Annotated in this window: 12 protein-coding genes; 6 read left to right on the top strand and 6 right to left on the bottom strand. The window is 32.5% G+C overall.

All coding sequences use genetic code 11. The features are described 5' to 3' along the window. Window positions 1–100: 100 nt before the first annotated feature. Window positions 101–1603, bottom strand: a complete 1503-nt coding sequence (locus ITJ86_RS01040; protein ID WP_195869747.1) for a PAS domain-containing sensor histidine kinase — start codon at window positions 1601–1603, stop codon at window positions 101–103. A gap of 113 nt (window positions 1604–1716) precedes the next feature. Continuing rightward, window positions 1717–2097 (bottom strand): cupin domain-containing protein, encoded by a 381-nt coding sequence (locus tag ITJ86_RS01035; protein WP_195869746.1) that lies wholly within the window; start codon window positions 2095–2097, stop codon window positions 1717–1719. A 69-nt stretch (window positions 2098–2166) separates the two neighbouring features. Between ITJ86_RS01035 and ITJ86_RS01030 the strand changes: the two genes are divergently transcribed. The 6 genes from ITJ86_RS01030 to ITJ86_RS01005 all read left to right on the top strand — a co-directional run bounded on the left by ITJ86_RS01030 (window position 2167) and on the right by ITJ86_RS01005 (window position 10593). After that, on the top strand, window positions 2167–3033 hold the full coding sequence (locus ITJ86_RS01030; RefSeq protein WP_195869745.1) for a DUF4846 domain-containing protein: 867 nt from the start codon (window positions 2167–2169) through the stop codon (window positions 3031–3033). A gap of 20 nt (window positions 3034–3053) precedes the next feature. Continuing rightward, the gene (locus ITJ86_RS01025) at window positions 3054–3431 is read left to right on the top strand and encodes a Na(+)-translocating NADH-quinone reductase subunit F (protein WP_195869744.1); all 378 of its coding nucleotides are present in this window, start codon (window positions 3054–3056) and stop codon (window positions 3429–3431) included. A gap of 58 nt (window positions 3432–3489) precedes the next feature. Further along, window positions 3490–4470 (top strand): FAD:protein FMN transferase, encoded by a 981-nt coding sequence (locus tag ITJ86_RS01020; protein WP_195869743.1) that lies wholly within the window; start codon window positions 3490–3492, stop codon window positions 4468–4470. Window positions 4471–4557: 87 nt separating this feature from the next. Further along, window positions 4558–7494 carry a sensor histidine kinase gene (locus ITJ86_RS01015; RefSeq protein ID WP_195869742.1) on the top strand — a complete coding sequence of 979 codons (2937 nt, stop codon included), beginning with the start codon at window positions 4558–4560 and terminating at the stop codon, window positions 7492–7494. Between the two features lie 10 nt (window positions 7495–7504). Then, the gene (locus ITJ86_RS01010) at window positions 7505–8257 is read left to right on the top strand and encodes a LytR/AlgR family response regulator transcription factor (protein WP_195869741.1); all 753 of its coding nucleotides are present in this window, start codon (window positions 7505–7507) and stop codon (window positions 8255–8257) included. 104 nt (window positions 8258–8361) lie between these two features. Beyond that, a complete protein-coding gene (locus ITJ86_RS01005; RefSeq protein ID WP_195869740.1) occupies window positions 8362–10593 on the top strand; it encodes a LamG-like jellyroll fold domain-containing protein in 2232 nt (743 codons plus the stop codon). 152 nt (window positions 10594–10745) lie between these two features. Here ITJ86_RS01005 and ITJ86_RS01000 read toward each other — a convergent pair whose 3' ends face one another. The 4 genes from ITJ86_RS01000 to ITJ86_RS00985 all read right to left on the bottom strand — a co-directional run bounded on the left by ITJ86_RS01000 (window position 10746) and on the right by ITJ86_RS00985 (window position 13364). Next, window positions 10746–11114 (bottom strand): DUF423 domain-containing protein, encoded by a 369-nt coding sequence (locus tag ITJ86_RS01000; RefSeq protein ID WP_195869739.1) that lies wholly within the window; start codon window positions 11112–11114, stop codon window positions 10746–10748. A 141-nt stretch (window positions 11115–11255) separates the two neighbouring features. Then, window positions 11256–12038, bottom strand: coding sequence for a class I SAM-dependent methyltransferase (locus tag ITJ86_RS00995; RefSeq protein ID WP_195869738.1), 783 nt, complete (start codon window positions 12036–12038; stop codon window positions 11256–11258). 45 nt (window positions 12039–12083) lie between these two features. Further along, entirely contained in the window at window positions 12084–12464 is a 381-nt protein-coding gene (locus tag ITJ86_RS00990; protein WP_195869737.1) for a GxxExxY protein, read from the bottom strand. 126 nt (window positions 12465–12590) lie between these two features. Continuing rightward, window positions 12591–13364 (bottom strand): DUF3050 domain-containing protein, encoded by a 774-nt coding sequence (locus tag ITJ86_RS00985; protein WP_195869736.1) that lies wholly within the window; start codon window positions 13362–13364, stop codon window positions 12591–12593. Window positions 13365–13375: the final 11 nt, after the last annotated feature.

The following is a 13375-nucleotide window of genomic DNA, read 5'->3' as shown; positions in this document are numbered from 1 at the left end:
AGAAGATATCTGTTTTAAACTATTAGTAGTTAGCAGCCGATTTTTTAAAAGCAAGAAATGAATTATAACACTAGGATTATCATTAATACTGCAGGCGACATCAATCTGAGATGTGTTTTTTTAAATGGATATAAAATGTAGTGCCTTCATTAACTTGACTTTTTACTTCAATTTTTCCACCAATAGCTTCAATTTGATTTTTTGTTATAAACAATCCTATACCGCGTGCATCTTTGTGCTTATGAAAAGTTTTATACATTCCAAAAAGACTCTCACCATATTTATTTAAATCGATACCTTGGCCGTAATCTTTTATTTTTAGAATAACAAAATCATTCTCCATGTCGAAGTTGATGTCAATCTTCGCTGGTTCGTTTGGCTTTTTATATTTAATAGCATTCGTTAAAAAGTTTAAAACAATACTATCTACATATGCCGGAACACCTTCTATATAAAGTTGTGGATCTATATGAATACTTATTTTGGTTTTAGATTGAAGAATAAGTGCGGATATATTTGAGAGCGCTTTATTTAAACTATCTAATACATTAATCGGTTCTGTTTTTAAATCCTTTTGAATGTTAATGGTTGCGACTTCATTTAAATGATCTACAGTTTCGCCTAGTTGGTCTACAGCAAGTTCTATGAGTGGGAAAATTTCATTCTCAGTAGTTTCAGGCAAATCCATTTTTACGATATCTAGTAACATATCTAAATTACCATAATGTGACCTTAGATTATGTGATACGATATGCGCAAAATTTAACAAGCGTTTATTTTGGTTTTCAGTTGTAGCCAATAATTTAGATACCTTTTTGCTCTTTTTCTCAACTTCAGATAAGTCACTAATTTGAGCTACAAAATGAGACGGTTTCTCATTTCTATGTCTTATAATTGTCGTCGATAAAAGCGCTGGAATAACCTTGCCTTTTTTGTGAATATAGCTTTTTTCGGTCTGAAAATTATCGATGTCTCCGTTAAGCAATTCTTTCATAGCCTGACGTCCTTGTTCCACATCTTTGGGATGGGTAATATCTTGAAATGTTAATTGTTTTAGTTCTTTTTTACTATAACCAAGCATATCACAAAGACTTTGATTAATGTCTATCCAGGTGCCATTTAAATCTAAAATAGCCATACCAACTAATGCTGTTTCAAACGTTTTACGGAGAAGTTGTTCTTTATAAGCTAATGCTCTAGCAGTCCTTGTCTTTTCATCAATATCTTGAAAAAGCCCTTGTACTTTTATGTACTCATTATTTTCAACTATAGGTGTTCCAATAACTCTAACCCATTTATCTTGTCCTGTTGCGGTAACAATTTGGACTTCGACATCATACGCTTTGTGCTTTTCAATACAATCAGTAAATGCTTTAGAAATTAGATTTAAACTATCTCCAGTTTTGTAAAAATTAAGTCCCTGTTCAACAGTGGGTTCATAATTTTGTGAAACTCCATGAAGTTTTTTTGTTTGAGAACTCCACTTAACCGTATGTAGATTTGGGTCATATTCCCACGTGCCTATAGAAGCATGTTCTTGAATGAAATCGAACAGGTAAGATTCCTTTTTATTATGCGATATGTTAGTTTTATTAGTATTCAAAACATTTAGTTGTATTGATTACGGCTTAATAAATATAAGATTTAATCTTTAAATTATAGGTGATTTATATCAGGTAATGCGCTAAAGTTGATTGTACTCAGTAATTTTTTTCACTATTTATACTCCATAATCAAATATACGCTTGTAGTCTTGCCAATATTTAATACGTCATGTGAAGTTACGGAATCTTTGCTAAAAACATAACCCGTTGGCACATCTACATCGCGCGTACCTGCCTGATCTGTAATTCTAAATTTACCTCCAACTAAGGTATAGCCCACATGTGGATTGTGGTAGTGTTTCTCATGGCCAACACCAGGCTCAAAAGTGCATTTAAGAACACGTAGTTCGTCGTTGTCTTCTAAAACCTCGCAGACTGCATCACCTTTCCAACCCGCTTCTAATGGGTCTGGTAAAGGCTTGTTTTTTTTGCAACCAATAAGCAATATGATGATTCCTAAACATAGATTGAAATGAGCGAGTTTTAGTTTCATATTTGATATAAATTTATAAAGTTAATTTTGTTGTATAACAAATCTAATAAGTATAACGTTCTATGTAGTATGAAAAAGGTTTTACTTATCGGTTTAATATTAGTATCAGTGGGAGTGCTGGCATTTCAATTTCAGCCTATAAAAAAAGCAGTTACTATTGTTACATCTAGTATTGAAACACCAAGTCTTGTTAATAAAGATAGCTTATCTATTTTAACTCGAGTGAATGTTCCTGAAGGTTATAAACGTGTGGTTTATCCTGAAGGAAGCTTTCAAGAGTATCTTAGACATTATAAATTAAAACCTTATGGGAGTAAAGTCATAAATTACGATGATTCAGAATATTTCTGGCAAGGAGGCCATATTGGTATTTTAGAAATTCCGGTGCCTAAAAACGGACTACAACAATGTGCAGACGCGTTGATTAGAATAAGAAGTGAATACCTTTGGGACAACAACAGAAAAGACGAAATAGGATTTAACTTTACTTCAGGTCATTACTGCTCTTGGACCAAATACGCCGAAGGTTTTAGACCAAAAATTAATGGTAATAAAGTAACGTTTCATAAAACGGCAAGCGCAAATACTTCAAAAGAAAATTTCTATAAATACTTGAATTTAATCTACATGTATTCGGGAACTTTATCACTTTATAATGAACTTGAATCTGTAAAATCTAAAGATTTGAAATTGGGTGATATGTTGATTAAAGGAGGAAGTCCTGGACATATTGTTATGATTTGTGATGAAATCATAAACGAAAATGGAGATAAGTTATACCTCTTATTTCAAGGTAATACACCTGCGCAATCAGTTCATTTAGTGAAGAATCTTGAAGATGCTACTATTTCTCCTTGGTATCAACTTAAAGATGATGCTGTAATTTCGGTGTCTAATTATACGTTTAGTAGTGCAAAGTTTGTTCGGTTTAAGTAACAAGTTTGTATTTTTGTAGTATGAGTAAGCCATTAACACCACAAGAAGTACATAATCTCGCCATGAACCATGTTGGTAAAGACCTTGAAGCTCGTGGTTTTGAGTTCGTAGCTATCAATTCTAAGCTAAAACGTCATCCTCAATTTGTGTGTATTGATAAAAATAGTCAGTATTATTTTGTTGTGGTAAGAGCTGTAATTTTACCAGATAACCCTAATAATTATGATGTGGTTTGGATGGAAACCTTCAAAAAGCACGCTTTTGAAAAAGATGCTAAAGTCCTTTATGCTGGTGTTGGATTAGGAAATCCAGATGGTGAAGATTTGCCTATTTATTTAAATGAAGAATACCTTATTGAATATAACGGCATTCAAGTCATAGAAATGAATTTGAATTAACCAATTCCTGCAAAAGCAGGACTCTTATTAATAAAACACCAAGATTTTAGTTTTTAATATGAATAAAATTTTACTTTCATTTAGCCTTTTATTACTGGTTTTTTCTTGTCAACAAGAACCAAAAAACATCAAATTATCAGGTCCAGTTTTTGGAACCTCGTATAGCGCTCAGTACCATTCTGAAGATGACATAAACTATAAAGAACAATTTGATAGCCTTTTTAATGTCGTTAACGAATCCATGTCAACTTATATTCCTGAGTCAACGATTTCAAAACTAAATAAAGGAGAAGAGGTGATGGTGGACAAGCATTTTACACGTGTTTTTGAAAATGCAAAACTCATTTATAGAAAGACAGAAGGTGCTTTTGATCCCACAATAGGAGCTGTCGTTAACGCTTGGGATTTTGGTCCGGAAGGGAAAATTACTAACGTTGATAGTACAGCCATTGATAGTTTAATGAAGTCTGTTGGTTTTAATAGAATGGGGCTTAAAAATGGGAAGCTTATAAAGAGCAGTCCTTCGTTTTTAGATTTTAATGCCATTGCCAAAGGCTATGGTGTTGATGTCCTTGGTGAGTTTCTTGAATCTAAAGGTGTTACCGATTATTTAGTTGAAATAGGAGGAGAGATTCGCGCTAGAGGTATTAATCTTGAAAAACAATCGACATGGAAAGTGGGCATCGATGATCCAAATTTTGAAGGAGAACAATCCTATTCTAAAGTGATTCCTCTTCAAGATGAAGCGATGGCAACGTCTGGAACCTATCGTAAATTTAAAATAGACGAAAACGGAAATCGCTACGCGCATATCATAGATACAAAAACAGGGTATCCTAGTAAAACCAATATACTAAGTGTTTCAGTTATCGCAGAAGATTGTATGACGGCAGATGCGTATGCCACGGCATTTCAAGCTATGGGTATTGAAAACGTAACAGAATTTTTATACAGACATTCAGAATTAAAAGCGTTTATCATTTTTGAGAATGATAAGAATGCGCTCGAAACGGTGTCGTTAAATGACTTTCCGGACTAGAAAACCGCCATTCAGCAGTTAAAAACCCACTTTTAAAAGCTAATAGGCTTTCAGTTTGTATTTTATTGTAGTTTTAACTACAATATTATGATGCTGAAGAAAATTCTCTTTTTTGTATTATTTCAATTGTGCTTAGGTTATACGCAAGCACAAGAGCCCGTGTCTGTGCAACTCACTGAAAAAGATGGCTTACCAGACAAAGAGTTCTATAATATTATCGAAGATCGTAATGGGTTTATTTGGTTAGCTGCAGATAAAGGACTTTTTAGATATGATGGAAAAGTATTTAAAAACTACAGCAATCGAGAAAAAAGAGGCTTATCTGTTTTTGAACCTGTAGAAGACCAATTAGGGCGTATTTGGTGTAATAATATTTCCGGACAATTCTTCTATGTAGAGAATGACCAACTTATTACGTTTATTGATCTTGGAAAAGAACTCAATGGAGAGCTTTCAAATTTTGTAATTACAGCAGAAAATCTAATTGTTTTCACCAAATACAAGATTTATTATGTCAATTTATTGAATAAGAAAGTTAACACAGCATATGAAACGGATCTCGCTTTTGGTTTGCCTTTCGAGTATAATAATGACATTCTTTTTGGGTCGTTTGATAATTTATGTAAACTAAGCAAAGGTTATAAAAAAGAACATCTTTTTAAGTTCGAATTACCAAAGCCTAAAAAGAACGGCAAATATAATGTTAATCAAAAATCAAAGCTCTTTAAGTTAGGATCTACGTTATTCTTTAGTAGGGAACATAACGAAAAAAATCGTTTTTTTAAGCTCGATTTAAATAAGCATCAATATACTGAAATCCATGATTTCGAGGTGCTTGCCAATCAGCGATATCTCTCGTATTTTGAAAATAATGGACAGTTATGGGTCGCTACACAAAATGGTGTTTTAGTGTATTCGTATAACAATGACATATTCAAATTAGAAAAGCAATTTTTAGAACCTTATCACATTACCAAAATTATAAAAGATAAAGATGATAATTTTTGGTTTACGACGCTCAACAATGGTGTGTTTGTTATTCCTAATATCCATATAGAACGTTTAAACATTTCTGCAGAAAATAGTAATATAAGTAGTCTAGAAAAGATAGATGATAACACCTTGTTTTTTGGGACTAAGAGTGGAAATGTTGGTTTTTATGATGTTATAAATCATACAGAAGATATAATAGATTTGCCATCAACAGCACGAGTTTCAGCCATAAAATACCATGCAAAAGAACAGTGGATTTTTATTAGTAAAGATGATGGTGGTTTTTTGTTAGATAACAAGACAAAACAAGTAGCAGCCTTTAATAATTTTCATGCAGCAAAGAGTTTGTCTATTATAAATAATGAAAACTTATTATTTGTAAACTATGCCAATGTACGTTTATTAGATAGTGAGAATTTTAATAAAAGAGGTCAGGATATTTCTTCAAATAAAAGGACGTTTACCTCATTTTATGATTCAGAATACCAAAGTACTTATATTGGTTTTGTAGACGATTTAGTAATTTATGATAGCGATTGGAAGCCAAATCATATTAGGAATAATGATCAATCTATTTTTGCAACAACGCTAACCAAAACGGCTAATGGAATGATTTGGGCTGCCACATTTAAGGATGGGATTTATGGTATAGCACATGATAAGGTGGTGTCTCATATTACAACCGATAATGGCTTAGTGTCTAATCGTATTGAAACCATTAAGGCAGATGGCAATACATTATGGATAGCTTCAGTTAATGGGATTCAGTTAATAGATATCGAAACCAATAAAATAAAAACCTTAACGAAAAGAGATGGTATCGTCTCGTATGATATTTCTGGTATAGAAATTTTAGATAATACGGTTGTGTTTTCTTCTAATTTAGGATTATTTAGAATTAACAAAGAGGCAGTATTTAAAGCACCAATACAACATAACGTCTATTTTAGTCAAATAGAAATTAATGAAGAAGCCATAGAAGTAAAGTCAAATTATGAATTGGATTACGATCAAAATACAATTAACATTGAGTTTAATGTTAATGGATTTCAATTTAATCAGAAGGGAACATATACCTATCGTTTATTAGGTTTAAATACCGATTGGGTTTCAACAGAAACAGGGATTAATTCCGTTAAATACAATAGCTTGCCTGCCGGAAATTATACCTTTCAAGTAAAACCTGTACTTGATTTTGAAAGTAGCGATACCACGATAAAAGCACTTAAATTTTCAATTGAAAGACCATTTTGGAAAACATGGTGGTTTATTTCAGGCTTGTCAATTTTTGTATTAGGATCAACTGTTGTGTATTATCGAAGAAAAATAAAACAGAAGGAACAACAACGACAATTTGAAATAAAGCAACTATCCTTAGACAATGAGTTGATTAATTTGAAATTAGAAAATTTACGGTCTCAAATGAATCCGCATTTCATATTTAATGCGCTCAATTCCATTCAAGAATATATTGTGTTGAATCAAAAAATATTAGCAAGTATATACTTGGGTAAATTTGCAGATTTAATAAGAACATACTTAAACCATAGCACCAAAGGACGCATTACCCTTCAAGAAGAAATTGATTGTTTAGAAATGTATCTTGAATTAGAAAAATTACGTTTCGAAGATAAATTAGAGTATGCCATTAATAGTTCTGGTAGTTTAACCACTGGCGAAATTTATATTCCAACAATGCTCATTCAACCATATGTAGAAAATGCATTAAAGCATGGTTTATTACATCGTAAAACAGACCGTATTTTGAAGATTGATTTTTTTATTAATGACAGAACAAAAACAGTTAAATGCGTCATTGTAGATAATGGTGTTGGTAGAGATAAGGCAGAAGAATTTAAAGCTCGAAAAAACAAAAAACATAAATCCTTCGCTACAAAAGCCACACAAGACCGATTGGCATTATTAAATTATGGTAAACAAAAGCAAGTCGGAGTCACGATAATAGATTTGTTTGAAGATGACCAACCATCTGGAACACAAGTAGAAATTATTATTCCTTTTACAACCTAAACCTAGAATTATGAACGTAGTAATTATAGACGATGAGCCAAAGGCTAGAAAATTACTGGAAATTTTAATAAAAGAAAACTGCTCTAAAATTACATCTATTTTTACGGCTGAAGATTTAATAAGTGGTGTAGACATTATTAAAAAAGAGCAACCAAAAATTGTGTTTTTGGATATTGAAATGCCAGAGCATTCGGGTTTAGAAATCTTTGATTTTATTGATAGTGCAAGCTCTAATTTTGAAATCATTTTCACAACGGCTTATAGCGAATATGCCATAAAAGCCTTTGAGCTTTCAGCTGTAGATTATCTATTAAAACCATTGCGAGCAGATAAATTAGTCGATGCTATTGAAAAAGCGATAGCTAATATTGGAAAATCTCATATCAATTTAAAGTTAGAAGAACTTCAGAAAAGTCTAAAATCATCAAATTTTAAAAAAATAGGACTTCCTGTTGCAGATGGCATAAAGTTTATCAATTTTGAAGATATTATTCTATTAAAAGCCGACGGCATGTACACTAAAGTTAGTGTTCATAAGGCTTCAGAATTATTAATAAGTAAACCGCTTAAACATTTTGAAACCTTACTAGAGTCCATTCCTACTTTTTATAGACCACACCGTTCTTATCTCATTAATCTAAAGTACATTCAAGAATACTGCAAAAAAGATGGTGGTTATATTATTATGGACAACAATGAAAGTGTGTCTATATCCAAAGATAAGAAAGATGAGTTTTTAACTATCGTTCAGAATATAGGTTAGAATTTTTTAGAAGTCGAAACCTGCATTTCAGAAATTAACTGATATTTTTTAAAGCTTCATAGTAGATATTTGGGTCATTAACAACTATTAAAACCAAATTTATTATGAAAAAAATTACATTTTTTCACGGACACCTAATCAAACAAGGTCTCGTGAGTCAAACAAAATTACTTGTAATGCTACTTTTTGTAAGTAGTTTATCCTTTGCTCAAGTTCCTACAGATGCTGTTGCAAAATATACGTTTAATGGTGGAAGTTTAATAAACGTAGCAGATGCAGGAAATGGCGATTTATCTGGAGCAGCACCGACATTAAGACCAGATCGCTTTGGTGGAGTAGATAATGCTATTAGAGTAAATGCAGTGCCTAGAAATGGGTATACACTTACAGGAACTAATGATGAAATTAGTATAAGTTTTTGGATTTCAGGTTCTGCACCTTCAGGAGCGACTCAAGAAATTTTTGATATTCGCGAATCAAATGGGGCTGGTGATGGCATTTCTATGAGGACTTCATCAAGTAATACTTTGGTTGCTAGGTTTATAAATGGAAATACAACACATCAAGCGGCTCAATCAAACCTCTCATCTATTTTTGATGGTGGTTGGCATCATATTGTTTTTACTACAAAAAAAACAGCTTCGGGAATAGCTTTCGATAATAGTGTTTATGTTGATGGAGTATTGAATGAAACTCTTTCTAGCGGTGTAGATTCAGGTATTAATCAATCATTTTTATCTAGTAACGCTGTATTTAGAATTTCAACAAATGATTATTATGGAAATATAGATGATATAGAAATTTTTGACAGAGCGTTAACGGCTACTGAAGTTCAAGATATTTATGCACATATACCAGTAGATGAAATAGTTTATGTAGATGCCAGTGCAACAGGTAATAATGATGGTACATCATGGATAAATGCTTTTACCGATTTACATAGTGCTTTAGCCGTTACAGATGGTGCAGACCAAGTTTGGGTTGCTAAAGGAACTTATAAGCCACACGCTTCTGATAGAAATGAAAGCTTTGTAGTAAACACAAATCTATATGGTGGTTTTGCAGGTACAGAAGCTACTTTATCTGAAAGAGATATGAGCCTAATCCATACCACAAACGAAACGATATTAAGTGGCGATTTATTAGGTGATGATAATGCAGCTGTAGATTTTAACGACCCTTCAAGAGATGATAATAGTACACACGTTGTAGAAATTACGACCAATAATTTAACCGTAGATGGTGTTACTATAAGTGATGGTAATGCAGATGCTACATCTGGCGACGACCGTTTTGGTGGCGGACTTTTTAAAGCAGTTGCTATAGCTAATTTTACAATAAAAAATAGTGTCATTAAAAATAATGTTGCTTTCACAGGAGCTGGTTTAAACCTTACCACAACTGCATCAGAATCTAATATGATTGTAGATGCTTGTATAATAGAAAATAATTTAGCTAATGCAGCGGCAGGTATAGACTATCATCGTTCGGGCTCTGTTGCTACAATGAATATTACGGTAACAAATACCTTGTTTAAATCTAATATCACAGATAATGATGCCGTAAAAAACAGAAATGGTGTTGGTGCAGCTGCCTTGCGTTTAAGAGCTTATTTTACTAGCGTTACGCTTAATGCAGATGTAGTAAATAATACATTTGTTAATAATATTAGTGCAGGAAGTGGTGGTGGAGATTATCCTGTAGTAGATATATCAAGAAATGATGGAGAGTGGGGAACTATTACCGTTGCTAATAATATATTTTGGGCTAACACAGATAATTTAGCTACACTAGCAAAAGCTATTGGTAGAACAGCTACAAATTCTACGAGATTTGGCAATACAAGTGCTAGTAGAATTGTAAAGAATAACACAGATGAAGATGGTCTTTCTTTAATAACAGGGACTACAGCAACAAGTTCTACAGATCCTAATTTAGATGTAGATTTTAAATTAACCGCTGGTTCTACGTCTATTGATACTGGAGATAATAGTTTAATTCCAGCAGATATTACTACAGATTTATTATTCAATCAACGTATTTTTAATACTACAGTAGATCGTGGAGCTTATGAATACGATCCGTCTTTAGGGATTAATGATTTAATAGTTAGTGAAAGCGACATCAAGTTATACCCTAACCCAACCACTTCAATTTTAAATATAGACATGACTCAAAACTTAAAACAAGTATCAATTTATTCTGTTTTAGGGTCTGAGGTATTAAGAACTCAAAATGAAACTATTGATGTTTCAGGATTATCTAATGGAATATTCTTAATTAAAATCGAAGATGAAAACGGAAACGTTTCAACTAAACGATTTGTGAAGAAATAAATGTGCTATTAATCAATTGTAGAAAGTTGGACTAATTAATTTTAGTTCAACTTTTCTTTTTATATGAAGTGTTTTAATCAAAACAAACTAGAACTATTTCTTGTGGTATTCTATCTCGTTATCGGGATTATAGTTATGTGGATCTTTTGAAACTATTTGGCATTAATCAATACCAAGAGCCAACCCGTAACTAACAGTAAGCCACCAATCGGTGTAATAGGACCTAAAAACCGAAGTTTCTTTCCTTTAGCATCAGATAAAACCAAACCGTAAATACTAAAAGAAAATAGTAGAATTCCAATAGTAAAACACCAATACGTTGCTGGGGTTACGTTAGCTGCACTTAAACCCAGTGCTAATAATACAATGGCATGATACATTTGGTATTTCACACCAACTTCAAAACTATGCAATTGATCTGTAGATAGAGTTTTCTTTAAAGCATGGGCGCCAAAAGCACCAAAGATTACGGCAAGCATTCCAAAAAGTGCACCTGTGGCAATTATAATGTGTTGTGTCATTTTAATAAATTATTTTATTTATAAACTCTAAGGCCTGCGTTATCATTTCGACAGAGCGAGGAACGCGTGACGAGAAATCTCATAATAATGCAATTCCTCTTCGTTAGGTGCGTTAAATATATACTTTTAATCTACAGTAGATTATTTAAAAACTACAGGAATAATTTCACCTTTAGCCAAACAGTATTTCGTTATCTCGTCTTCTGAAAGTTGAGACGTATAGTCTACTTCTTCAACCCTAAAACCAATAGAACGTAGCTTGTCAAAATAATCACGACCATACACACGAACGTGATCATATTGTCCAAAGATTTTAGCGCGTTCATCTCTGTCTGTTATAGAATCATCTTCAAAAGTCACCTCACGATTTAAATCTTGTGGAATCTGAAAAATACCATAACCACCTGGTTTCATAACGCGATATAATTCTTGCATCGCTTTAGTGTCATCAGGTATGTGTTCTAATACGTGATTACAAAGAATGACATCATAACTGTTATCCTCAAAAGGCAAATCGCAAATATCGGCTTTCACATCTGCAATAGGTGAAAGTAAATCTGTAGTAGTGTAATTTATGTTATTTAGAGTTCTAAACCGTTTTAAAAAGCATTGTTCTGGAGCAAAGTGGAGGACGCTTAATGCTGAATTTGATTCAGTATCTCGTGAAAAGAAATCCGTTTCATTATTAAGATACAACCATAATAAGCGGTGACGTTCTAAGCTTAATGTTGAAGGAGATAACACATTGTTTCTTTGGTTGCCATAACCATAAGGTAAAAAGGTTTTGAAACTTTTACCATCAATTGGGTCTGTGTAGGTGTTTCCCTTTAAGAAAAATGCTAAAATTGGGCGTGCTACGTAGCTTAACCTTATGAGTAAAGGTCTTGGGATGGTGTTTAATATTATTTTGAAGAGTTTTTTCATTGTTACGCAGAGATTCACGGAGAGACACAGAGGTTCACGGAGTGCTTACTCAGATGTGTTTATGAATCGTTTTATACTGTTTTTTAAAAGTTTAGTATTGAAATTGAATAATAGTCCAATAGGATAATCTCCTAATTTCATGTAAGTCAGTATTTGAGCAGTATGTACATCTGTGAATTTTTCAACTGTTTTGAGCTCAATAACTATTTTGTTTTCTACTAATATATCAATTCTGTAACCGTGATCTAAAGTGATATCTTTATAAATAATAGGTCTTGAAACTTCTTTTTGAACTGAATAGCCTAGTGCTTTTAATTCATAAAATAAACAGTCCTGATAAGCGGATTCTAAAAGGCCTGGGCCAAGTTCTTTATGCACTTCTATAGCTGCTCCTATAATATTTTCCGTAATTTTATCGTATACCATAATATCAAAATTATACTCAAAACGCTCCGTGAATCTCCGTGAAAACTCTAAGTATCTCTGAGAAATAACTATTTGGTGATAGTAAGAAACAATACCGTTACTTATTTCAGAAAATAAAAATAATATTTACGCTTCTATCTGACTAGAAATTAAATCATAAATACCATCCCAAAGTGCAATTCTATGTTGTAAAGCTTCTTTTGCAACTTCTAAAACTTCATTCCATTTTTGTTCATCAGTACCACATAACTCTTCAATCATTTGTAATGATAAAGGCCCATGTTCATCACCATCTAATTCAATATGACGTTTTAAATAGTAAGTTAATTTGCTATAAGTGTTGTCACTGGTTTTAGATTGATTGATAATTTGAAAAAACATATCAGGAATAACATCTTCACGACCAAAAGTAAATGCCGAAGCTATTTTATGAGGTTCGTCTGTTGCAATCACTTGGAACGTATAGTCAATGAAATTTGAAGTTTCTGTATGTAATTCAACTTTATTAACGGTGTTTTTTATAGAAAAACCATTTTGAATATGACATACAAAATTCTCGATTTGTGCGGTGCTTGCATTAATTTGGTGCATCGCATCTAGATACATTTCATAATGACTTTTAGGTTCACCTAATTCGTTGATATCGCTTTCTTCTCCAAGTACTATTTCATTTATAAAACGTGCAGTCGATGGATTTTGAACAGGGCTCCAAGGTACCGATGTGTTTGTTAGATGATTTTGAAGCGCTTTTAGTAAAGACATAAAATCCCAAACGGCAAACACGTGTTGCTCCATAAATGTTTTTACATCTTCAATAGAAGTTAAAGCACTATACAGTTTATGATTATTGAGATCTGCTCTTAAGTCGATTAATTCTTTTTCTATGTGTTCAATGCTCATAAAAATTATTA

This window comes from Winogradskyella marina (assembly GCF_015645385.1).
GTDB lineage: Bacteria > Bacteroidota > Bacteroidia > Flavobacteriales > Flavobacteriaceae > Winogradskyella > Winogradskyella marina.
This window is presented reverse-complemented; position numbering and strand designations above follow the sequence as displayed.